The organism is Vibrio mexicanus (assembly GCF_001012815.1).
GTDB classification, from domain to species: Bacteria; Pseudomonadota; Gammaproteobacteria; order Enterobacterales; family Vibrionaceae; genus Vibrio; species Vibrio mexicanus.
Genome location: NZ_JYJP01000118.1, coordinates 1 through 24934 on the forward strand (window position 1 = coordinate 1; position 24934 = coordinate 24934).

General features: G+C 43.8%; 15 protein-coding genes and 3 pseudogenes. 15 read left to right on the forward strand and 3 right to left on the reverse strand.

What is annotated here, in order from left to right; translation table 11 throughout:
* From UA76_RS23895 to UA76_RS18700, 8 genes and pseudogenes are all read left to right on the forward strand, one after another.
* Positions 1-2118 (forward strand): LysM peptidoglycan-binding domain-containing protein (locus UA76_RS23895; RefSeq protein WP_052772106.1); only part of this gene is annotated, 2118 nt, incomplete at its 5' end.
* Entirely contained in the window at positions 2085-2369 is a 285-nt protein-coding gene (locus tag UA76_RS18665; protein ID WP_157617683.1) for a hypothetical protein, read from the forward strand. The genes UA76_RS23895 and UA76_RS18665, both read left to right, overlap by 34 nt.
* 1485 nt (positions 2370-3854) lie before the next feature.
* Complete coding sequence (locus tag UA76_RS18675) at positions 3855-5507, forward strand: ABC transporter substrate-binding protein (protein ID WP_047049340.1); 1653 nt, start codon at positions 3855-3857, stop codon at positions 5505-5507.
* A 145-nt stretch (positions 5508-5652) separates the two neighbouring features.
* Positions 5653-6573 carry an oligopeptide ABC transporter permease OppB gene (gene oppB / locus UA76_RS18680; RefSeq protein ID WP_047049342.1) on the forward strand — a complete coding sequence of 307 codons (921 nt, stop codon included), beginning with the start codon at positions 5653-5655 and terminating at the stop codon, positions 6571-6573.
* A 14-nt stretch (positions 6574-6587) separates the two neighbouring features.
* Positions 6588-7490: an oligopeptide ABC transporter permease OppC gene (oppC, locus tag UA76_RS18685; protein ID WP_047049346.1), complete on the forward strand. Its 903-nt coding sequence runs from the start codon at positions 6588-6590 to the stop codon at positions 7488-7490.
* A gap of 20 nt (positions 7491-7510) precedes the next feature.
* Positions 7511-8481 (forward strand): annotated as a pseudogene (gene oppD, locus UA76_RS18690) (oligopeptide ABC transporter ATP-binding protein OppD).
* On the forward strand, positions 8478-9470 hold the full coding sequence (oppF, locus tag UA76_RS18695) for a murein tripeptide/oligopeptide ABC transporter ATP binding protein OppF (RefSeq protein ID WP_047049348.1): 993 nt from the start codon (positions 8478-8480) through the stop codon (positions 9468-9470). The pseudogene oppD and the gene oppF overlap by 4 nt, the downstream one beginning before the upstream one ends.
* Before the next feature lie 229 nt (positions 9471-9699).
* Positions 9700-10649 (forward strand): annotated as a pseudogene (locus UA76_RS18700) (glutathione S-transferase family protein).
* Positions 10650-10750: 101 nt separating this feature from the next.
* Here the strand turns inward: UA76_RS18700 and pta are convergent.
* Positions 10751-12913, reverse strand: a complete 2163-nt coding sequence (gene pta, locus UA76_RS18705; RefSeq protein WP_047049351.1) for a phosphate acetyltransferase — start codon at positions 12911-12913, stop codon at positions 10751-10753.
* A 148-nt stretch (positions 12914-13061) separates the two neighbouring features.
* Positions 13062-14258 (reverse strand): acetate kinase, encoded by a 1197-nt coding sequence (locus UA76_RS18710; protein ID WP_047049354.1) that lies wholly within the window; start codon positions 14256-14258, stop codon positions 13062-13064.
* Between the two features lie 359 nt (positions 14259-14617).
* Here UA76_RS18710 and yfbV point away from each other — a divergent pair, with 359 nt between their 5' ends.
* The gene (yfbV, locus tag UA76_RS18715) at positions 14618-15070 is read left to right on the forward strand and encodes a terminus macrodomain insulation protein YfbV (protein ID WP_047049357.1); all 453 of its coding nucleotides are present in this window, start codon (positions 14618-14620) and stop codon (positions 15068-15070) included.
* A gap of 103 nt (positions 15071-15173) precedes the next feature.
* On the opposite strand, the gene UA76_RS22670 is transcribed toward yfbV, so the two are convergent.
* Positions 15174-16166 carry a M23 family metallopeptidase gene (locus UA76_RS22670; RefSeq protein ID WP_052772107.1) on the reverse strand — a complete coding sequence of 331 codons (993 nt, stop codon included), beginning with the start codon at positions 16164-16166 and terminating at the stop codon, positions 15174-15176.
* A gap of 266 nt (positions 16167-16432) precedes the next feature.
* Between UA76_RS22670 and UA76_RS22675 the strand changes: the two genes are divergently transcribed.
* The 6 genes and pseudogenes from UA76_RS22675 to UA76_RS22700 form a co-directional block, all read left to right on the forward strand.
* The gene (locus tag UA76_RS22675; protein WP_052772108.1) at positions 16433-19144 is read left to right on the forward strand and encodes a hypothetical protein; all 2712 of its coding nucleotides are present in this window, start codon (positions 16433-16435) and stop codon (positions 19142-19144) included.
* Complete coding sequence (locus UA76_RS22680; RefSeq protein ID WP_052772109.1) at positions 19087-19632, forward strand: hypothetical protein; 546 nt, start codon at positions 19087-19089, stop codon at positions 19630-19632. The genes UA76_RS22675 and UA76_RS22680 overlap by 58 nt, the downstream gene beginning before the upstream one ends.
* A 65-nt stretch (positions 19633-19697) precedes the next feature.
* Positions 19698-21095, forward strand: a complete 1398-nt coding sequence (locus tag UA76_RS22685; RefSeq protein ID WP_052772110.1) for a hypothetical protein — start codon at positions 19698-19700, stop codon at positions 21093-21095.
* Positions 21056-21748 (forward strand): hypothetical protein, encoded by a 693-nt coding sequence (locus tag UA76_RS22690; RefSeq protein ID WP_052772111.1) that lies wholly within the window; start codon positions 21056-21058, stop codon positions 21746-21748. Before UA76_RS22685 ends, UA76_RS22690 begins: the two co-directional genes overlap by 40 nt.
* A complete protein-coding gene (locus UA76_RS22695) occupies positions 21739-23718 on the forward strand; it encodes a hypothetical protein (protein ID WP_052772112.1) in 1980 nt (659 codons plus the stop codon). The genes UA76_RS22690 and UA76_RS22695 overlap by 10 nt, the downstream gene beginning before the upstream one ends.
* A 44-nt stretch (positions 23719-23762) precedes the next feature.
* Positions 23763-24934, forward strand: a pseudogene (locus UA76_RS22700) (hypothetical protein); the annotation flags it as partial.

The following is a 24934-nucleotide window of genomic DNA, read 5'->3' on the forward strand; positions in this document are numbered from 1 at the left end:
GTCGGGCAGAATGCCCTATGGTCAGAAGGAAAAGAAGCGTATCTGGCTAGAGCTTTTATCTCGAATGGCGTCTCGGGCAGCACTACTTCAAATAGGAGCTCTGCTGCCTATTCGTCCCAAATTGAAAAAGTTTATGCCCCTGAACCTGTGCAATCGACGGTTTCTGAATCATCAGTCGAAGTCGCGTATGAGTACTGTTTTGAAGTTGCTTGCTCTAAAGACACGTTTAACAATAGTGTAGGCTGTACATTTGAATTGGCGAAGACTAAACAAGAAACCAAGCTTTGCCGTTGGCAGTCAGAAGAGACAGAACATGGCACTAAATATACGGTGCAGACAGTCTTTGACGAGCCAAAAAAGTTAGTAGTGAAAGTCGCTTCCGACCAATTAGGTTTGTCAGTAGAAGATTGTGTCCAAGTTGATGCAATTGGCTCTGGTGTTGTTCGCGAGGCATTCATTCCAGTTGTTCCTTCTGTGCAACTTGGAGAGCGACTCGGATTGCCAACTGAAGGCTACTACTATCATTTCTACAACGGTCGATTGGTCCAAGAGTACAAGTTATTGGGCAATGACAAATGGGCTTTTTTTGCAACACGTTCAACCCATGACCAGCTTGATGATAATCAAGGTTATAACACTCATCAAAGTGCCATTTTGGTTTACTGGAAACTAGGCGGCGCAGAAGTTAAGAACCAATATTTAGTTTATCTAGAGAACCAGATTACTCGAGATGAGCTAGATAGTCTAAATGATGACTGGTTGGCTTCGAATGGTATTAAGTTGGATGTCGGGGAGCTTTTAGCTGCTCCAAAGCAAACAGCAGCTAAAATACAAAATTCTGAACCTGCGGAAACAGACAATGTTGATAGCAAACCAGATATTCATATCGTTGGAATTGATCCACAAACCAATCAACGAGAATCTTGGGGAACAATAGCAGAGCTGTATGGCTTATCGGCCAAACAGCTCCTTAAGCTTAACCATCAGTACAATGCTGACCCGATGGCATTGATGTTAGGTGATCAATTGTCAGTTAGTGATATGCCAGTAGTTGACCTACAGTCAGAGATAATATTCGGGCGGCCTAGGGTTGAGGCCAGAAGGTATAACAGGTCTTTCAATTCAATCTACGACTATTCGGATTCCTATCTTAAAGGTTCCACAATTAAGTCAGTAAACTCTTTAGATGTGGTTTGCGATGAGTTAGTTATTGTTAATCTGAAAGACTATGAAGAGCCGATAGATTTTCAAGTGGGTTTTTCGATTATTGAAGAGTCTCAACCTCTGAGTGCATTTTGGGAGTCGGAGTTAAGCGGTGTACCTTCAGATACTCAAGGCATCATCAAAGCGCAAAATAAGCATTTAAATGATCCTCTAGTTCCAGGGGAAATGGTAATCTTTTTTACCAGAGAGCCTTCTTCAAAAGACGAAAAAGCCAAATTAAAGATACTGATAGATAACGCTAATGTAGCTAGTGCGGAGTTAGGCAACCTAACCCCAGCTCAAATTGAGCTTCACCAAACATACTTTGAAGTCATTGAGAATAAGTTAGTTGAGTATTGGAACTCAGGTACACCGTCGGATACATTTGCATACATGGGAGCAGTAGTTGGAACAATAGCACCAGCAATGCAAAAAAATCTGGAAAATGTATCTGCATCACTTAAAAAGATGGACCGTTTATATCTTGCTCTTCTGTCCAAAAAAATTGACCGAGCAAGTTTTGTTCGGCAGAGACAAGGATTGAAGAAGATTCTTGATAGTCAGTTGGACAAGCTGATGCAACGGACTCTAAGGATACCGGTTGATCAAGGTTTAAAGAGAAGCTTAGGAATAACTTCTACTAAGTCTCTTATTCACAATGCAGACGAAATATTAAAGACAGGCTCAGTTCCTGAATTAGGGGGGCGTGTAGCAAATACTGCTAAGTGGGTGAGGTATGCTGAAAATGCAGGAAAAGTATCATTAGGGTTAGGCGTAGCTAGTGCGCTATACAATGTATCCACAGAATGTACTGATTTAAACAGCTGCACAAAACAAGTTACAGTTGAGTCTGGTGGCGTAATTGGTGGTTGGGCTGGGGTATGGTTGGTGTTGCAATTGCAGGAACAGTTGTGACAGCCTTAACCATAACCTCCGCACCGGTAATTATGGTGATTGTTGGAGCCTCAGCATTAGGTGGTGGCATCGTCGGTGGTGGTGTAGGTAAAGACTTCGCTAGAAAGGCATATGACCTCTCACCGATGGAGGAGCTTCTTGAACGATTTGAAAACAGTGTTGATGAACAAGCACAGGATAGAGTCAGTGAGTATATTTTGAATTCAAGATTCAACAATTTTTCTATAGAGCGGTCAATCAAAGGTTTCTAAACATGGTAGATACGATAGTTTCTAGCGCAGCAATGTATTCTCTTGTGTGGATGTTTGTGTATTTCTATCACTTGGCGGTATATGGTCTAGGCGACCGAAAGCACATTAATTTATTGGTGGACTGTTTAGCTAAAAAACCAGAAGAGTTTAAGGACAAATACAGTTTGTCATTAGGGGGATTGGTGCTGGAGGGATATTCACTCTGTTGATCCTTGTTTATCCTTTCGTGCGCTATCGCCGAAGGAATAGAGCAGTTTCCTTCGACTTGTTCATGTGGCTAAACTGGTTGTTTTTTGTTGCTGCCATTTCCATTTATGTTTTTGGATAGACAGTGCAAGTTTTACTCAATGACTTTTAAATCTTTGGCAGGAGTAATTTTTACCCTAACGGTTAAAATTAGAATTTTCGAGGAGTTTTAATGCTCCTCATTTCTTATGCAGCCTTCACGTAGGCGAGCACCAAAAACATTAATGTCTAATGATACTCTAGAATCTTGGACGTACATAGGTAGACATTCAGTCTCTGATGAGAAGTGGTAAATTTACAACCTCATATTGAAAACGCCACCTAGATTTGAAATCTTTTGATGCAATCTTATGCGAACTTATACTGCAAATTGCGTGCTAACTCATTGATAGCTGGTTCGAGTTATGCTGACTTATCTTGCAAGCATCACCCTTAAAAACGCCGCTTTTTATAAAGCGGCGTTTTACGATCTCCATTTTCTTATCCGATCTAGAATTTTCCCACTTTATTCCATTAACTGAATTTACTGATGCTTTAGTTATTATAAAAATCGTAAATAGATGTTGCGTGTTTATATTGCGACTATTTAGTCAAAGTATGGTTTTGCGTGATAATTCCCTAGCATCTTGCTTAATTTGATTACTCGTTAAGCTAACCCCTTCTTATTGCTCCATACTTATTTTAAATAAACAAGACATTTAAACATGGGCATTATCAACACTTGCTTTCCCATTAAATTTTAAGTCATAAGTGTTGACTAAATATTCATTAAGTATTGTCGATTTATCCGTATCTGAAACATTATTCTGCCAAAAATCAGGGTGATAACCCTCACAAATCAACTTTTTCAGAACGAATAAAGTTGTTATTGATTAGCTTCGATTTGTGGAAAATGTTAATTTGCTTCGTGTTTTGTAGCATAAGATGCTGTAAAAATATTCAAAACTAGATTAAGTGGCATCATTCTCTGTGGGGTTAAATCTGGGCGTATTGTTCGACTGGATATATTTGAATTTCTGGTATTTATCCCCAAATCATTGCAAAAAGTTAAGCATTATGTGTTTTTTTGCTGCGTTTTTATGGCAAATTGCTTTGATGATTGATAATGTGTGCCGCAATCTTTGTAAGGTTTTAGATTTTTGTGCTTAAAATTTGAGCTAAATAAATCTAAATCACTGTCCGTTCTAGTAACCTTGCAAAGAAGTCATGGATGCATAAAAAAACTGGAGTTTAATAAGCATGTATAAGAATAAAATCACTCGCGCTATTTTATTGGGTGCGGGCCTGTCACTTGCACTTGCTGGTTGTGGTGAAAAGCCAGAAGACAAACAAGCTGCACAATCAGATGCTAAACCTGCTGAAGCGAAACCTGTAGTACAAGAACTTGTTCGTGGTAACGGCACTGAAGTTGCGTCACTAGACCCTCACAAAACCGAAGGTGTTCCTGAGTCTCACGTTATCCGCGATCTACTTGAAGGTCTGGTTAACCAAGACGCAGACGGCAACACGATTCCTGGTGTAGCAGAGAGCTGGTCAACGGAAGACAATAAAACGTTTGTGTTCAAGATTCGTGAAGGCGCTAAGTGGTCTAATGGCGACCCAGTGACTGCAGAAGACTTCGTATACAGCTTTAAGCGTGCGGTAGATCCTGCAACAGCATCTCCATACTCGTGGTACATCGAGTACACCACTATTGAAAATGCAAAAGACATCATTGCTGGTAATGCAGACAAAGAGACTTTAGGTGTACGCGCAATTGACGCAAACACGCTAGAAATCAAAACAGAGAAAGCGCTACCATACTTCGTGGCTATGATGGGCCACACAACAATGAAGCCAGTTCACCGTGCAACGGTTGAAGCACACGGCGATCAATGGACTAAGCCAGAGAACTTTGTTGGTAACGGCGCATACGTTCTAAACAACTGGGTTGTGAACGAGCGTATTGAACTGACTCGTAACGAGCAGTACTGGGATAACGCTAACACGACTCTTAACAAAGTGACGTTCCTGCCAATCGAAAACCAAGTAGCAGAAATGAACCGCTTCTTAGCGGGTGAAATCCACATCACGAACGAGCTACCAATCGAGCACTTCTCTCGCCTTAAGAAAGACCACGCAGAGTCAGTATCGGTGAAGGGTGACTTGTGTAGCTACTACTACGGTTTCAACAACGCTAAAGCTCCATTCGATGATGTGCGTGTTCGTAAAGCACTTTCTTATGCAATCGACCGTGATGTTATCTCTAACATCATTCTAGGTCAGGGCCAAAAGCCAGCTTACTTCCTAACGCCAGAAATCACTGCTGGATTTAACCCAGAGCTTCCTGCTTACGGTCAAATGACGCAAGCTGAGCGTGTCGCTGAAGCGAAGAAACTGTTAGATGAAGCAGGTTTCGGTGCTGAGAACCCACTCCAATTCAACCTTCTGTACAACACATCTGAAAACCACCGTAAGATTGCAACTGCAATCCAGTCTATGTGGAAGAAAGACCTAGGTGTTGACATCACTCTAGAAAACCAAGAGTGGAAAACGTACCTAGATACTCGTCGTCAAGGTAACTTCGATGTGACTCGTGCGGGTTGGTGTGGTGACTACAACGAAGCGTCTTCATTCCTAACTCTAATGAAGTCGACTAACAGCTCGAACGATCCTAAGTACAACAGCGCTGAGTATGACCAAGTTATGCAAGACGCGATGACAGCGACAAGCGAAGAAGAGCGTCAAGCACTTTACCTTAAAGCTGAGCAGCTGCTAGCGAAAGATATGCCGATCGCGCCTATCTACCAATACGTGAAATCTCGCCTGGTATCACCTCAGGTTGGTGGTTTCCCATCAAACAACGCTGAAGATAAGATTTTCTCGAAAGATCTATACATCAAGGCGCAGTAATAACGCATAACGCGTTAGAGCTTCTATAGTTCTTAAACACAATAATATTAGGGCCTGTTACGGCAGGCCCTGTCGTTTTCTATTGCCTTGGATTTGGTAATAGGCTTTTTAAATTACACATGTCACAGACTGAAAGAGTGGGTTTATGTTTAAATTCATTGCGAAAAGGATCTTTGAAGCAATTCCAACCATGTTGGTTTTGATCACAGTCTCCTTCTTTCTTATGCGTTACGCACCGGGTAACCCGTTTTCTACAGAACGCCCGTTACCGCCGGAAGTAATGGCTAATATTAATGCAAAATATGGCTTAGATAAGCCAGTAGCAGAGCAGTACTTAACGTACCTTGGTAATATACTTCAAGGTGATTTTGGTCCTTCTTTTAAATACAAAGATTTCACGGTAAACGAGCTAATAGCAGGTGCATTGCCTGTTTCGGCTAAAGTCGGCTTCGCGGCGTTCATCTTTACCGTCATCATGGGGGTAGGGGTAGGAACCATTGCGGCCTTGCGGCAAAATACCTGGCTCGATTACTCTATTATGGCGACCGCCATGCTCGGGGTGGTAATGCCATCCTTCGTGCTCGCCCCAGTATTGATCTATCTATTCTCTATCAACTTAGGCTGGTTCCCAGCGGGCGGTTGGCATGACGGTTCATTCCAATATATGGCGCTGCCTGTACTCGGTATGTCCTTACTCTACGTAGCAACCTTTGCCCGTATCACGCGTGGATCCATGATTGAAACGCTGAACAGTAACTTTATTCGTACTGCGCGCGCGAAAGGTTTGAGCTACCGCTATATCATTTTCAAGCACGCTCTTCGCCCAGCCTTGCTTCCTGTTGTGTCATACATGGGTCCGGCGTTTGTCGGTATTATCACCGGTTCGGTGGTTATCGAAACCATTTTTGGTTTACCTGGTATTGGTAAGCTGTTCGTTAACGCTGCCTTTAACCGAGATTACTCTTTGGTTATGGGCGTGACTATCCTAATTGGCTTCTTGTTCATCCTGTTCAATGCCGTGGTCGATATTCTGTTGGCTGCGATTGATCCGAAGATTCGCTACTAGGTTGGAGTATTAACATGTTGACGAAAAAAGAAAATTTAGAAGCGATCGAGAAGTTCTCCGAGAACCTGGAAATTGAAGGTCGCAGCCTTTGGCAAGATGCACGAATTCGCTTTATGCGAAACAAAGCGGCAATGGCGAGTTTAGTCATTCTCGTTTTAATGACGTTGGCGGTTGTTTTCCTGCCAATGTTTGCACAGTACAGTTTTGAAGATACCGACTGGTATTCAATTCATGCAGCCCCTTCAATGGATCACTTCTTTGGTACAGACGCATTAGGTCGTGACTTATATGTTCGTACCTTAGTCGGTGGTCGAATCTCACTGATGGTGGGTGTCATGGGTGCAATGGTTGCAGTATTGATTGGTACTTTATACGGCGCAGCGTCGGGCTTCATCGGCGGTCGTACTGACCGAATCATGATGCGTATTCTGGAAATCCTATACGCTGTTCCGTTCATGTTCCTTGTTATCGTACTGGTAACGATTTTTGGTCGTAACATCGTACTTATCTTCGTTGCGATTGGTGCAATTGCATGGCTAGATATGGCGCGTATCGTACGTGGTCAAACGCTAAGCTTACGTAGCAAAGAGTTCATTGAAGCGGCACACGTATGTGGTGTGAGCAAGTGGAACATCATTACTCGTCACATCGTACCGAACGTATTAGGTATTGTTGCGGTTTACTCAACGCTTCTTATCCCAAGTATGATTCTGACTGAGTCATTCCTTTCATTCCTTGGTCTTGGTGTTCAAGAGCCTATGACAAGTTGGGGCGCACTACTACAAGAAGGTGCGAACACAATGGAAGTTGCTATTTGGCAGCTAGCATTCCCTGCCGCGTTCATGGTTGTGACACTATTCTGTTTCAACTACGTAGGCGATGGTCTGCGTGATGCACTTGATCCAAAAGATCGTTAATCAAGATTGAGGAAGTAACAATGAGCTTATTAGACGTAAAAGATCTGCGTGTCGAGTTTACTACTCAAGACGGTATCGTCACCGCAGTTAACGACTTGAACTTCTCCCTAAATCAAGGTGAGACACTGGGTATTGTAGGCGAATCTGGTTCAGGTAAATCGCAAACGGTATTTTCTATCATGGGATTGCTGGCTAAGAACGGCATCATCTCTGGTAGTGCAAAATTCGAAGGCAAGGAAATCCTTAACCTTCCTGAAAAAGAGCTGAATAAAGTTCGTGCAGAACAGATCGCAATGATCTTCCAAGACCCAATGACGTCACTTAACCCATATATGAAGGTAAGTGACCAGCTTATGGAAGTGTTGATGCTTCACAAAGGCATGGGGAAAGCGGAAGCGTTCGAAGAATCTGTACGTATGCTAGAAGCGGTTAAAATCCCAGAAGCGCGTAAGCGTATTACTATGTACCCGCACGAATTCTCTGGCGGTATGCGTCAGCGTGTAATGATTGCGATGGCGCTATTGTGTCGTCCAAAACTTCTGATTGCTGATGAGCCAACCACGGCGCTTGATGTAACCGTTCAAGCGCAGATCATGGATCTGCTGAATGAGCTGAAATCAGAGTTCAACACTGCAATCATCATGATTACCCACGACCTAGGTGTTGTTGCTGGTTCATGTGACAAAGTGCTTGTGATGTACGCAGGCCGTACAATGGAATACGGTACGGTTGACGAGATCTTCTACAACCCGAGCCACCCTTATGCGGAAGGTCTACTAAAAGCGATTCCTCGTTTGGATACTGAAGGTGAGATCTTGCCGACAATTCCGGGTAACCCACCTAACTTACTTCGTTTGCCACCGGCTGTCCTTACCAAGAGCGTTGCCATCGTGTAACGGACCGCTGTAAGAGCGAAACGCCAATTCTGACCCCATTTGGTGATGGCCGTCAGCGTGCATGTTTTTCTGACTGGGAGGCTTGGGCAAAATGATGCAAGAGAAGAAATTATTACTCGACGTTAAAGACTTAAAAGTACACTTTAACATTGCTTCTAAGTCGGCATGGCCTTGGTCTAAACCGACCGCACTAAAAGCTGTTGATGGTGTGAACGTTCGCCTTTATGAAGGTGAAACACTAGGCGTAGTAGGTGAGTCTGGCTGTGGTAAATCGACCTTTGCTCGCGCCATTATTGGGCTTGTAGAAGCTACCGATGGCGAAGTGGTTTGGCTAGGCCAAGATGTGCTGAAAATGCAGGAAGTTGAGCGTCGCGACACACGTAAAGAGATGCAGATGATTTTCCAAGATCCGCTGGCATCGCTTAACCCACGTATGACGGTAGGTGACATCATTGCTGAGCCTTTGCGTACGTTCTACCCAGAGCTGAGTAAAGTTGAAGTGAAAGATCGCGTTAAAGAGATGATGGCAAAAGTAGGCCTGCTTCCAAACGTGATTAACCGCTACCCTCACGAGTTCTCAGGCGGTCAGTGTCAGCGTATTGGTATCGCTCGTGCACTGATTCTTAAGCCGAAGATGATCATCTGTGACGAGCCAGTATCAGCACTGGACGTTTCGATTCAAGCTCAGGTGGTTAACCTACTTAAAGAGCTGCAAAAAGAACTGGGTTTGTCTTTGGTGTTCATTGCTCACGACTTGTCCGTGGTGAAACACATCTCTGACCGTGTATTGGTGATGTACTTGGGTAATGCGGTTGAGCTGGGTGAATCGGATGCGCTGTTTGCTGATCCTAAGCATCCTTATACGCGCGCTCTTATGTCTGCGGTCCCAATTCCTGATCCAAAGCTCGAGCGTGAGAAGAAGATCGAAATGTTGGAAGGCGATCTGCCATCTCCAATGAATCCGCCATCAGGTTGTGTTTTCCGTACCCGTTGTCCGCAAGCGACTCAAGCGTGTTCAGAGAGAAAGCCAACAATCCAAGGCAACGATGTTCACGCTGTATCTTGCTTGAACGTCTCCGTTTAAGTCGATTGATTTAAGCGAAATAAAGCTATTCAGCCTGTGACGGGCTTTAAGCGCGATTCCTTTATTGGGTCGCGCTTTTTTTGATCGGAGATTAGGTGAGATAGGCCAACGGCAATACATTCGGCTTATTCAAAATTTCTGAACAACTAGAACAAGTTTGCTTGGTTCTTCTCATTAGCTCAGTTCTTATAATGTAAAGCATACAAAGAGTTGAAGAAGGAAGAGTCAGATGGGTAAATTAGTTGAAGGCGTATGGCATGACGTTTGGTACGACACTAAATCAAGTGGTGGTAAGTTCATTCGCGAAGATGCAGGATTTCGTGATTGGATCTCGAGCGACGAAAATGCCAAGTATCAGCCAGAATCGGGCCGCTACCACTTATACGTATCTTTAGCTTGTCCTTGGGCACATCGAACTTTGATCTTCCGACAGTTAAAAGGTTTGACGGAGCATATTGATGTTACTGTGGTTAGCCCGGATATGCTTAGCGAAGGTTGGCAGTTCTGTTTGCCTGAGCCGTTGTTCGGTCATACTCGAATGCATCAAATCTATACTCAAGCAAAAAGCGATTATACAGGTCGTGTGACTGTGCCTGTGCTGTGGGATAAGAAAACCAATACTATTGTCAGTAACGAATCTTCAGAGATCATTCGCATGTTCAACTCTGCGTTTAATGATCTCACCGGTAATCATGACGATTACTACCCAGAAGAGAAGCGCGCACAAATCGACAAGTGGAATGAGTTCGTTTACCCAAATGTGAACAATGGTGTATATCGTTGCGGTTTCGCCACCACACAAGCGGCTTATGAAGAAGCCTTTGATAAACTGTTTGATGCCCTTGATGAGCTAGATGCCCACCTTGCCGATAACCGCTATCTGGCAGGTAACCGCCTAACCGAAGCAGATTGGCGATTGTTCACTACATTGATTCGTTTTGACCCTGTGTATGTCGGCCATTTCAAATGTAATAAGAAGCGCATTGCTGACTATAAAAATCTACAAGGATACATGAAAGAGCTGTACCAAGTAGAGGGCGTAAAAGAGACGACGGATTTCTACCACATTAAACGCCACTATTACTTTAGCCACACTGGCATTAACCCGACTCAAGTAGTGCCAGCTGGCCCAGAGTTGGATTTAGACAGCCACATGGGCGTGAGAAAATAAATGACTAAACCAGTTCATCTGGTTTAAGCAGAGAAACTAAAAAGCCCTAGACACTTTCAACTTGAAGTGAGTCTAGGGCTTTGTTTTGTTTAGCCTGTTCTAGCGGAGATTAGTTTAAGGCTTTCTCTGCTTTTTCAGCTTGGTCTGCTTGGATTGCAGTAAGTGCTACTGTGTAAACAATGTCGTCGACAAGAGCGCCGCGAGACAGGTCGTTTACAGGCTTACGCATACCCTGAAGCATTGGACCGATAGAGACTAGGTCTGCTGAACGTTGTACTGCTTTGTAAGTCGTGTTACCCGTGTTTAGATCTGGGAATACGAATACTGTCGCTTTACCTGCAACTGGAGAGTTTGGCGCTTTAGAAGCCGCCACGTTTTCCATGATTGCCGCGTCGTACTGAAGAGGACCATCGATGATAAGATCAGGACGCTTCTCTTTCGCAAGTTTCGTTGCTTCACGTACTTTATCTACATCTGCACCCTTACCAGATTCACCAGTAGAGTATGAGATCATAGCAACGCGCGGGTCGATACCGAATGCTGCTGCAGAATCAGCAGATTGGATAGCGATTTCAGCAAGCTGTTCTGCTGTTGGATCTGGGTTGATCGCACAGTCACCGTAAACCAGTACTTGGTCAGGTAGCAGCATGAAGAATACTGAAGATACGATAGACGCATCAGGTGCAGTCTTGATGATTTGGAATGGAGGAACGATAGTGTTCGCAGTAGTGTGAACCGCACCAGAAACTAGGCCGTCTACTTCATCGTTCTCTAGCATCATTGTGCCTAGGAATACTGAATCTTGTAGCTTCTCGCGAGCAACAACTTCAGTCATACCTTTCGCGCCGCGAAGCTCAACTAGACGAGCAACGTAGTTTTCACGAACCTTGTCAGAATCGATGATAGTTACGCCAGCACCTAGCTCAACACCTTGCTGGGCTGCAACACGTTTGATCTCTTCTGGGTTACCAAGAAGTACACATTCCGCAATACCGCGCTCAGCACAGATAGACGCTGCTTTAACCGTACGTGGCTCATCGCCTTCAGGAAGAACGATACGCTTAGCGGCTTTACGTGCAAATTCAGTTAGCTGGTAACGGAATGCTGGTGGGCTTAGACGACGAGACTTCTCAGTACCTTCCGTCATAGACTCAATCCAGTTGCCATCGATATGGCCAGCAACGTGCTCGTTGATGAATTCGATACGCTCTTTGTCATCTGCAGGGACTTCAAGGTTGAAGCTCTGTAGGTTCAAAGATGTCTGCCAAGTGTTACCTTGTGCCTTGATGATAGGTAGGCCAGTGTCGAACGCAGGCTTACAAAGTTCGATGATTTGCTCTGGCATGTCGTAGCCGCCAGTAAGCAAGATTGCACCGATTTCTACACCGTTCATTGCTGCTAGAGAAGCGGCAACGATTACGTCTGGACGGTCAGCCGAAGTTACAAGCAGTGAACCTGGCTTGAAGTGCTCAATCATGTGCGGCAGTGAACGTGCACAGAAAGTGATGCTCTTAATACGACGCGTGCTGATGTCGCCTTCGTTGATGATGTCAGCTTGCAGGTGCTTCGCCATGTCAACCGCGCGAGTTGCGATTAGGTCGATGCTCCAAGGCACGCAACCCAAAACACGGATTGGGCTAGAGTTGAAGATTTCCATCACCTTCATCTCGTTTTGCTGTGCGCTGTCTGCTTCGTCGAAGATTTCAGATAGATCTGGACGAGTACGGCCAGCTTCATCAACAGGTGCGTTTAGCTTGTTGATGATAACACCTGAAATGTTTTTGTTCTTAGTGCCACCGAAGTTAGAACATGCAACTTCAATGCGCTCTTTTAGTTGCGCTGGGTTGTCGTTACCTGGTGTCGCAACTAGTACGATTTCTGCACCTAGTGTCGCTGCAATTTCAGCGTTCAACTGGTTAGCAAATGGGTGCTTACGAGTTGGAACTAGGCCTTCGATTAGCGTTACGTCTGCATCTTTGTTGATTTGGTTGTAACGCTCTACAACTGTCTCTAGTAGCTCATCCATGTTGTCGTTACCGATTAGGCTTTCAGTAACAGACATTTCTACTGGCGTGCCGATCTTCATATCGCTGTTCGTGCCAACGATAGTTGAAGTGAGATCTGGCTGGTCACCGCCGCTACGTGGTTGAGCGATTGGCTTGTAGAAAGAAACTTTAACGCCTTTGCGCTCCATTGCGCGAAGAACACCCATGCTAACGCTTGTTAGGCCAACGCCTGCGCTAGTAGGGATAAGCATGATAGTACGGGACATTCGTAGTACCTTTAACTATATGAAATAAAAGCCCAACTACTTATTCCAATGGGTAGCAATACGAATAAGTCGTGCAATACGGAATAGGAGTTGAGCCCCTTAAAAAAGAAAGCTAGCAAGCGTATTCATCGCTTGCTAGCTAAATCAATTAAAGACCTGCTAGGCGAGCAGTATCTTCTGCAATCACTAACTCTTCGTTAGTTGAAACAACCATCGCTGGGATGCGGCTGTCTGCAGTCGTGATCACACCTTCGCCGCCGAAGCGTGCTTTAAGGTTTGCTTCGCCGTCAACTTCGATACCGAAGATGCTTAGACGGTCTAGTACTTTTTCACGGATTGGAGCGCCGTTCTCACCGATACCACCAGTGAATACGATAGCGTCTAGACGGCCGTCAAGAGTTGCCGTGTAGCCAGCTACGTATTTCGCTAGACGACGAGTCATTACGTCCATTGCGCGAGTTGCTGCTTCTTCTTTACCGAAGTTATCTTCGATGTAACGACAATCAGGTGTTACTTCAGTTAGACCCATTAGGCCAGACTCTTTAGTTAGCATGTTGTTGATTTGCTCAACTGAGTAACCTAGCGCGTCGTGTAGGTGGAAGATGATCGCAGGATCGATGTCACCAGAACGCGTACCCATTACAAGACCTTCTAGTGGAGTAAGACCCATTGAAGTATCTACAGATTGACCGTTTTTGATTGCACAAACAGATGCACCATTACCTAGGTGACAGTTGATGATGTTTACTTCTTCAACTGGCTTGCCTAGACGCTCAGCAACTTCACGAGCGATGAATAGGTGAGAAGTACCGTGCATACCGTAGCGACGGATACCGTGCTCTTTGTACAGGTTGTACGGAAGTGCGTATAGGTACGCTTCTTCTGGCATTGTTTGGTGGAATGCAGTGTCGAATACTGCAGAGTTTTGAAGCGTTGGGAATGCTTTTTGAGCAGCTTTAATACCAACGATAGCTGCTGGGTTGTGAAGCGGTGCTAGAGTTGCACAGTCTTCGATACCTTTTAGTACTTCGTCATCGATAAGAACAGACTTAGTGAACTTCTCACCGCCGTGTACAACACGGTGACCGATTGCTTTTAGTTGTTCTGCAAGTTCTGGCTTAGAAGCAAGAATAGTTTCAACGATGAAAGATAGAGCTTCGTCGTGAGCTGCACCGTCGCCTAGTTGAGCTTCGTGCTTGCCATCAAGTTTCCACTTGATGCGAGCTTCTGGAAGGTGAAGACATTCAGCAAGACCTGTTAGGTGCTCATCGCCGTTGTCTGCATCAACAATAGCGAATTTAAGAGAAGAACTACCGCAGTTTAAAACTAAAACTAGCTTAGACATGTGTGACTACCTGTTATTCGACTGACAAATTATCAGTAAGGATGAAAATTAATCTCAAGAATAGTTCAATCCAGTGGGGAAGGTACTATTCTTGGTTAAAAAAACGTCTATTTCCATATAGTGAGACGCTGCTTTACCTTGAAAGCAACCTATGCAATCCTTGCAGAAATCATCGCAAAGTTGCGTAATTTGTAAATAACAGCAACAATGAGATTGAGGGTGCGCAAAGGATAGCGATAATAGGTAAATATAACAAAAAATTTTTGAAAGAATATTATCTTTCGTCAATTTTTTACGCGATAAGTTGAAAGATTCAACTAATTTTTAGCGTTTGCCCGTTTTGAAAGTGAGAGAGTCGTATGAACAATAAAGTGGGATTAGTCCATAGCTTGAAAGATGGACAAAAGTACATGGATACTTGGCCGATGCGAAAAGAGCTCAACCTTCTTTTCCCAGAACAGCGCATCATCAAAGCAACCAAGTTCGGCATCAAGGTGATGCCCGCTATTGCAGCTATCAGCGTTCTTACTCAATTGGCGTTTCAAAACCCAAATGCCATGCCTCAAGCCGTTATCATTGCATTGTTCGCCATTAGTTTGCCTGTCCAAGGAATGTGGTGGTTAGGTAATCGTGCCAATACGCAATTGCCTCCTTCTCTGGCGGGTTGGTATCGCGAGCTTCATCAGAAAATTGTTGAGTCAGGTTTTGCGCTAGAACCAATGAAATCAAAGCCTCGCTACAAAGAGCTTGCTCAGATTCTGAATCGTGCATTCAGGCAGCTCGATAAATCCGCGTTGGAACGTTGGTTTTAAAGCTCACGTCCTATTTATTTTGAAACGGAAAGGCCTATACAACGTATAGGCCTTTTTGCTTGCTCGGTTTTTCTTTTGAATGCAGCTTGCCTCAATGGCTGAGTTACTGTGAAGCTAATGCCATACCACTCAACTTCTTTTCTCGAATGGCTGCGTGGAGACTTTCGTAGGCTTTGCTTGCTTTTAAACGATATTCGGTGTCCACGTTGTGAAAAGCCAATAAATGTTTGGCATGGGCGTCGACCGCTTCACCTGCAATGTGTAACTCAAAGTGAAGGTGAGGCCCAGTTGTGCGCCCACTATTACCACTTTTGCCGATAATGTCACCTTTACTAATAAAGTCACCCTTTCGGACATTTCGTTCAGACAAATGTAAGTAACGAGTCATCATATTATTGGAATGTCCGATAGTGATGTAATGACCTGCGACTCGGTCGTAACGTGATGCGATAACTTTCCCTGGCATGACAGATAATACCTCCGTGCCGACAGGAGTAGCATAGTCCGTACCTCTATGTGGCTGAACCCGATTGGTGACAGGATGAAGCCTAGCCTCAGCAAAGTGAGAGGTAATGCGGTACTGTTTTTGTGTGGGTGTTAGTAAACCACTCAAACTGCCGTATGGTTCACCAAACTGGTCGAGAATCAAATCATCATTGACCTTGTAGAAGAAGAACTCTTGTTCTTCGTCGGTATACAAAAATGAGGATGTATGTGCTGACTTTGTATTAGCGGCAAACCACCCGCTTCGAGTTGATGAGGAGAGTAACTCAAATTTATCTTTAGAATGCTCAATGATTTCTTGAAGTGCTAAATTGGATATTCCAGCATCTAACGCAGAGGAGATAAAAGAATAGTTAATCTGGCCGGCTTTCTTTTTGCCTATATCTAATTGTGAGGCGTTATTGTTTTCGTAGTTCGGGGTGGTTATTTCGACATTAAGTATAGGTTTTTTATCTGCCGTATTATCAGGTGAATATCGATTGCCATAAATAAATGCACATACAAATAAAAGCAATACTAAAGAAAGTAGAAACCAGATGTTTCTACTTTCGGTATCATTTTTGTATAGGTGATTCTTTAAAATCAGCAGCATGTGAGAGTCTTAACAAGGGCTACGAATGAGAGGATAGTTTAACAGCGATTAAAAAAATGAAAAAAAACTATTTCTATAAATTCAAAAAACAGGGCAAGTAACTATCATTTAAATTGAAATGATTAGTAGTAAATCTAAGTGTTAGCCATATGTAAATATTAGATGGTTATTTTGACTGAAATACGAATAAATATGCCATATTGAGAAAATAGTTGCTGCAAATATAATCTTTGGAAAATTCCACTTATAGATGTGTAGTTGACCAAATGAATATATTCAAAGTATTTATACTATTTATTTTTGCATTGCTTGCTGGTTGTGGTGGCGATAGCGAAAGTGATGATCGAAAAGATCCCCCTTCTCGCCAACAAGGCACCATTACAGGTAATGTTTATGATGCTCCGGTATCTGGTGCTACCGTCTATATTTGGGAATACGATAACGGAAACGTGGGCAAGTTACTTGCTCAAACCACAACTGATGCATTTGGTAATTATTCCACACAGATTCAGTCTAGCTCTCGCCCGTTACTGGTAAGCGCTCAAGGAGGGGCTTACGTTGACCCGCTTACCGGCGAAGCGGTGTCGGAAAGCAATGGTAAATCTTTACGTTTTGATACCGTGATGAACTTTTCGGAGGGGTATAGCCACGATGTAATGATCACTCCGCTAACCAATATGGCAGCGGGCTTGGCAAAGTATAAAATTGCGAATGGTACTTCGGGTGCAACGGCGATCGATCAAGCACAGGCATCAATTGATTCGATGTACGGGTTTAATGTCAAAACAACATGGCCAATCGATATCACACGCGGTGGCCAAAGCAGTTTTGCATCTCCTGGCCACAAGTATGGTGCACTGCTTACCGCTTACTCGTCATATGCGTATGATTTGATTAATGCACACGGTAACTCGGATAACGTATATACGTCATTTAATCTGGCTGATATTCAATACCGTGATATTAGCTCAGATGGTCAACTGAATGGTCGCGAAGTCAATCAATCGACTGGGTTTCAATCTCCACTAACGTTTGGTCAACAATTAGTGACAAGCGATATATACACCAATGGGCTCGCTCAGCATGTGCTGGTGGTTGTGAACGATCCATCTCTTAACTTATCGGGCACACCCGCGACGGACTATGTCGAATTTAGTGATCAAATCAATTCACTCGGTACTGGCAGCGGTAGTGATGGAGCTGTTCCTCCACGAGATGAAATCCCAATCGATACAGATGCACCAGTGGCTGTGAGAACTGACTCAGCGGTTCTAGCCAACACAGACAAAATTGATGTTCAGATTACAGACGAAATAGGCGTGCATGAAGTGAGTGCCTACCTGCAGTTCAAATCCCATGGAGCATGGTCTGAAGAATTTGTTTGTCCAACCAATATCACAAGCGGTGCTGGTTACTGTGAAATCATGTTGGATGACTTTGAGCGAGGTGCCCGCGTTTCAAACATTCATGTAAAGATTAACACCCAAGCTGTCGACAACGCTGATCTGGACTATGAAAGCAATACTTCAAACGTTACAGATGCTCGGATCATCGTTTATGCCGAAGACGTTTTGGGTAACAAAACATCGCCATCTAACAATGATGGAGATGTGTTGGACTTTGAGTGGGACAACCTAGCTCCCGTGATCGAAATAAAATCAGCGACAACAATCAACAATACTGCTGAAACTTACGTTCTGCATGGGGTTGTGAAAGAAGAGTCTCAAGATATCACTAAAGTCGAAGTGATCTTTCGAGGTGGCCTTCCTGAGGTTGTAGATTGTACGCCTATTTCAGTCGAAGTCGGAAGTCAGTGTGAGTTTATGCAGCCCTATAGTACTGAGGAATTTACTTCTCAAACCCAGTTTGAAATTTTCGCAGAAGACACACAAGGGAATGTCGGTAGAGAGCTATTTACTGTTAGTCGTGATGACACAGACCCGGAAGTACTTCTTTCATTCCCTAATGGCAATATGATGTACGTTGAGGTAGATGGTGAAGGGGATAGAACAACGATCGAAGCCGAGTATAGCCAATACACTTACACGGAAGAAACCGTAAAAACAGCAAATAACTACTTAAAAATCGATTATTCCTATGCGGCAAATGGTCTAAAACCAACGATTCCTGAAGCCGATTTTCGTCACTTCAATTCTAATTTACTGAATGAAAACCGTATTCCTTACGTGAAGGTTGTAGTAAGTGACCCTCATGGTGAGAGTGTCATTGGCTCTCCTGCAGATAAATTAAGGTTGGTTGTCGAATACTACGTGAGTACGAACAATGACGGTGATTATGGACTGATCAAAACTACTTCAACCGTGGCTTCCACTGATAATTCAGAAGCTTTAATTCCCCACGAAACCATTGATGACTCAGGCGAACGAGTTAATGAGATTGTCTACTATGTCCCATTTGTTCGTGAAATATTAGGCGATAACTTCAGAAGTGTCTCCGAGAACAGTGGCCAAAAGCTGGTGATCAAGACGATTGATGAGTCGGATAACGTGAGCAAGACAGAACAAGTCTACTTCAGAAGCACGTTTGATCTTCCAACCATCACTGTTACGACACCTTTTGTAAATGCAACGGCAAGGCTAGAAGGTTTAAGTGCTAATGGCGATTTCACGCCATTGGTGAGTTGTACTACAAGGCAACTAAATGAAACTGGCGGTAATCCAGCCCTAGATTTGGCGTCTTGTTCCTTGACGACGGACATGCTTAATTACGAATTTATGCGGGTTAGATTGGAGTCACATCCTGATAGAGCTCCGTATTACTACAATTGGGAAGATAGCCAAGATGCACGTACAAATGTGGATTTTTCTGGTGCTAACTTCGGTGCTTACTTCCCACTTAATGGTTCGCAAACCGTTTTCATTAATGAACTTTCTACCTACACACGGGATTATTTGACTATTTGTGGAATTCTACCGCTTCGGGTAGTAAAAACAGTGCCACCGCGAACGCCTATCTAAGTGATGTAAAACGCGCACTTTCTGAAGGTAACCATTCTTTCTTTGGCTTTGATCCTACAGATACGCCTTACGCGACGAATGAAGTTTTGCGTTCGTACCCAATTCCGGCTAACCCAAGCATAGACTACCAACATCGATTCTTACTCGAAGCCATTGTTGATTTAGCAAAGCAGGCTCCTCGTTTTAATTCAGTCGATTTTGCGCGTGGCTTTTATGATGATTTTAGTCATGACGGAAAGGCGAATGGTAACGGGAGAAATGGCCAGATTAACTACGATGGCTACAATTATTCGAACCGTACCTACCGAGCGGATTTAGCGGAACGTTACTATCAAATCTTAACCGAAGTTTATGGCATAGAGGCCCATATTGCTCAGCTATATGCGGATGATATTGCCTTGGCGATGCCAAGCCTTGGCGATGACCTATTTTTGATGGTGAAGGTGAGAGCATTGATAAAAGTGCACCGAATGTATCACTCGATTTAGTCTATGGCAGGTCATATCAGGTTGGTAACAAGATTTATATCGCTGGTGAAGTTGGCTCAAGACTATTGCTAGATGATCCTTCTGGCATTGTGGAACATGGTGAGTATCAACCATTGAATATACCTTTTTGGTTCAGCAGTGATGATCCACAAAACCCTAAGCCGGCTGATGTCGAAATCACTTACGACCCATCTTCAAGTACCTATTTTAAGAAGTTTTATAACTTTACATTAAACACTCAAAGTTTTGAAAACATGTTGGAATTTGCCATCCATGTTTCAGCCATGGATGGACAGGGGAATTCTCACGGTTATGAAGGAGAGGATCCTTATATCATCTCATATCACGTTGATAACGATTACCCGAGAGTGGAGTACATTCCACCAAAAGACAATGAGGGCAATCCAATCCCTGACACCACGTATCTGAATGCGAACTTCAACCATACCCTAACATTCAACATTTTCGACGATGTAGGGGATGTTATTGAATCAAGAGGCGTGGTTTTCTCTCAGTTAAGTGGTGAGACGGTACCGTTCATTCCTGAAGATTTTGCCGTTAACAACAATGCAGGATTCCAGCTTAATTTATGTGTTGAGAACTGCACTGGTGGTCGCGATGTTATTTATCCGGATGACGGAGATTGGCAAGTCGTAGTTACTGCAATTGATAATCTTGGCAACGAAGTCACAGCAAGTACAACAGACGCTCCAAGATTCAATATCCGCATCGACTCAGAACCTCCCACTATCGAGAGTGAGGAGCTCGGTAGTCGTTTGGGCGGTAATTCGACTTGGACGCCTGTTGTGAACTGGGGGAATTTGAGCCCGGGTAGTGAGGTTGCCGTCGAGCTACGAATCGGGGAGGGAACATGGACAACCTTGCAAGCATGTGATCCTGATGAAGAGGACTGCTTATTTCCATACCTTTTGGGGCAGCAGCCTAATGTGCGAGTGCAGTTAATTTCGAATGTGTTCCAATATGGCGATAAAAATACCTTCAGAGTTACAGCCAGCGATAGCGCATTTCCGCCCAATCGAAGCGTACCTGGCAACATCGGATTTTATGTTGATAACAAAGGGCCCGAAGTTAAGATGTCTGTTCCTTGGGTTCGAGATACGACCTCTGAGGGAAGTCGTGTTTTAGGCCTTCATTTGACGTCCGTTTTGATTCGGTTAAAGATGATTCTGGGGTTGAATATGTCGCGCTTTATCAAGAAGGTAATGACGAAATTATTAAGTCGACGACTAATATCGATCCTGATAACGCATTCACTATGTCCCTTGACCCTATCGATACGAGCAAAATTCTACTGCAAGAAGGTTCTATTGAAACTCGACTGTACGTCGTTGCAAGAGATATACATGGATTTGAAACCCCCACTGCATCAAATAACGTATTTATCGATAGAGAAGGTCCGACGTTGTCGCTTAGAGGTCACTCGGACTCATACTACTATTTAGGGAACTATGTATTTGATATTGATGCTTATGATCTTGATGAAACCGGTGTTTCTTCGACTGTGGGTGTTAATAAAGAATCAGTGCGTTATTGGGTTTTTGATTCCGAGCCTGGGGGTGATGGAACCAAACCTGATGATCTGAAACTTGCACTAGACAATCTGACTGACGGTGTACATTACGTCAAACTTGCGGCAAGAGATATACGTGGAAACTATGGTGAGACAAGTGAGCCTATTGTTCTTAACATATTGAATACACGACCGAATATAACGGTGACGAAAGAGTATGCAGATGGAACTCCAATTGTAGGTAACACGATCATTGACGATCAGGACATTGTGTATACGTTAGTTGTTGATGATCCTAGTGGTGTATCGAGTATTGAGGCGACATACAACGACAATAGTCTTAACTTTAGTGAGTCTGGCCAAGATAATACGTGGAAAGCTACACTATTCGCCTCTGATATCATTGAAGACGGTCCATATACAGTAGCCATTCGTGTATTTAACCAGGCCCGTGCAACAAACCAAGATGATCGTAAACCTGGAACTCACAACGAAACACTTAGCGTTCAACGTGAGGGGTTGCGCTACGAATTACCAACCCGCCGATTTTCCAAAACTATATTTCAGGTAAAACATTGGACGTAGAGTTTGAAGTGGTAGGGGAAGGTAGCGTACGTGATTTAGAGTGCTGGGTTCGAGACAGTTACCCGTCAGAAGATGTCGTGCCAGATCCTGATGAGGGAGGTGGTTGGAGTTACGCGTATTCACGGGTAGATAATCCGACCTTGCCATACAGTTGTGCAGTAACCTCAGATCGTAGCTTCAAAGATGCGCCAGTAACGTTGATTACTCGTACTAGAGGTCAAAATGAAAAGCAAACGGTTCAAAGATTTACATTCTCTATGATGGATGTCGATCCACCTACGGTTGAAGAAGACGACATCTTTTATTTGAGTGGCGGAAACGTTTACTACAACGGCGACGATAAAAGAATTAGTTTCTCGCTTAAATTTGGTGACGAATTATCTGGTGTTGATATTACAGAGGCGTCATTCCCTAGATTGAGACGTGAGCAAGGACATGGTGAGCTAACGCCAACAGAATGTAGAGGTGCTGGTGGCTCTCTAGTTGAATGTGATTTTGATGAGCGCTATAACGATGTACTTCCAGCTTTGGGCGATCGAATGAATTATTCTGTTATTGGCTTGATGGATAACGCAGGTAATACTGCAGATCCGCACCCCATTACTATTGCTAAGCCTCAAGGTGACGTAACGACCTCCATCTATAGCCCTGTTTCCGGTGAGGCATCTAACTCTCCTCAGCTGCATGTTGATATGTCGGTTCAAATGTACGAAGGAACAGTTTCCTCAGATATTGCTGATATTGCCGTGACGGTTGACGGAAAGTCATACTCTCTAAGAAACAATGTAGATTTATTTAGGGACACGACTTGTCCTGCCGATGTCGGTTCAGGCTCGACTTCATGTATCAGATTCTCAACAAATATTGAAGAAGGCGTGGAAAATTCAAACTTCTTGATAACCGCTCAAGCCGTAGATGCGTTTGGTACAGGTACTAGCGATTCAGTGACAATTCAAGTCGATAGGAAAGCGCCGGTTATTCGTGACAGTGTTATCGTAACCAAGTCACCAACGACCGACGGTATGGTGAGGTTTGTATTGGATATTAATGACGGTCCAGGTAGTGGTATTGAAAGAGTTATATACCGTGTTTCACACCGCCAAGACGAAATTTTAAGAGTAGAAGATGGATCGAACTCGTCACAATACTTTGAGATACCTGTCGAAGACTTACCAAAGGATGTTGTAGTTATCTACGTCAACGCTTGGGATAACGCGGGTAACCATGTAACTACTCCTGCTGAAGGGATACGCAAGAATATTGATGCACCAGTTATGACATTAGACTTTAACGATGGCATCAATATGAGCGGTACGACGCTACATTTAACAGAGTTAAACAACGGCTTCTCTGTGTCCGCAGACAATGTTAGCGAAGTTATCGCGGATTCTTACCGATTAGTGTTTGAAAATGACGGTGAGCCTATTAGAGAAGATAGTGGTGAGTTCCGCGGGGGAAGCTCGGTATCTGGAACGGTGCGATTCGTGCAAGAACAGCAGGGTTCTCACTACATGAAACTAATTGTTGAAGACTCGATTGGACGCACGATCAGTGATTTCCTTCTTGATGGACGTACCTACAATCAAAACGGAGTGAGTACCATTGTCGATTTTGATGTACCTGAAGTCGTCAGTTTAACGAGTGAGCAAGTGTCAATGGTCCCAGAGAATGGTTCGTATAGCATTGATGTTTCCGCTGTTGTGAAAGATGCGAACTTGGATTACGTAGAACCATCAATCCAAGGATTTACCCCGCGTTCTATTTCACGCCCAGATAATCAAAATGAGCCACATGTATTTAATTACTTGCTCCCAGCGGGCGGATATGACTTCACGCTAAGGGTTAAAGATAAGGTGCATCCGGAGTCGCAGCACCCACTTCGTATAGAAGTAGAAGCGGCTAGCATTCCTAATCTATCCATTAGCTCGTCAGTCCAAGGGCCAATGGGGGAGGGCAAGACGCTCAATTAACCTTCAGCTTTTCAGAAGAAGTTCAGAAATTTGAAATTGGTGACGTGAAACTTTCGGCATCGAATGGTGGCGACACCGGTCAATTAGACAATGGGACTTGGGTAACTTCGGACAATAAAACGTGGACTGTTACTTATACCTCACCGCAAAACAGTAACCATACTGTTAATGTAGAGGTTATTGAAGGTAGTTATGAGAGTATCAATGAGATCCCCGGATTAGGAGACTTGCTTCAAATAGAAGTTGCAGGTGAACTACCTTTAGTTCAATCGGTAAACTTCGATCCTTCTCATCAGTTACCCGGACAAAGCGTTACGTATTCGGTGACCTTTGACAAACCTGTCGTTGATGTGAAAGGGGCACTAGGTTCAGAGGCGACTAAAGCGCTTTCTCCAAACGGTGATCGAACTGTTTGGGAGGGGAGTAGCACCGTTGAGTCATCTGACCTTGCAAGTTTAGTTTTCGCTGTGAGTGGTTTTTCCGATGATCTAGGTAATGAGGGAGAAAGTGATTTATCGAATGAATTACCACTGACGCCTACTATCTCGGTAGATGTAGACGACATCGTTAACTCAGAATTAGCGAAAGCTCTCATGGTGAGGGGCAAGGCTTCTCGCTTTGTGGCAGGTTTGAATGTTGATGTGAACTTCACCGACTCTCACAGTGAGCCGATCACTGCTCAGGGTGTGGTTGATGTTGACGGTAACTGGCAATTGACTCAAACGGTCAATGTAGCATCATTAAATAATGGTGAGATTATTGATGTGCAGGTTTCTGCTAACAATCAATTTGAAATCGAAGCGTCATCAGGGGCTACGTTTTTGCTAGATATCCAAGTTCCTCAAGTTGATTCTGTTTCCTTCAATCCTCAATTCGCCAACACTTCTGAACAAGTCTCTATTACTGCTAACTTCAGCCGGCCTGTAACTAAACCGAATACTTCTACCCTAGGTGGTGAACCCATCACTTGGAATGATTCTGGTATCAGACAAGTATGGACAGCATCGATGACAGTACCCAATGCAGGAGATAAATTAGAACTGATGCAATTGGTTATCTCAGGTTATGAAGATGAAGTGAACAATCCAGGAGAAGATTATAGTACAGCGAAGCTACCGCTTACGCCGAATATTGAGATCAATGCCATTGACGATGTAAACAGCGATACCATCACGGCAGTGACCGTCTCAGGAAAAACCAGTCGCTTTGTAGATGG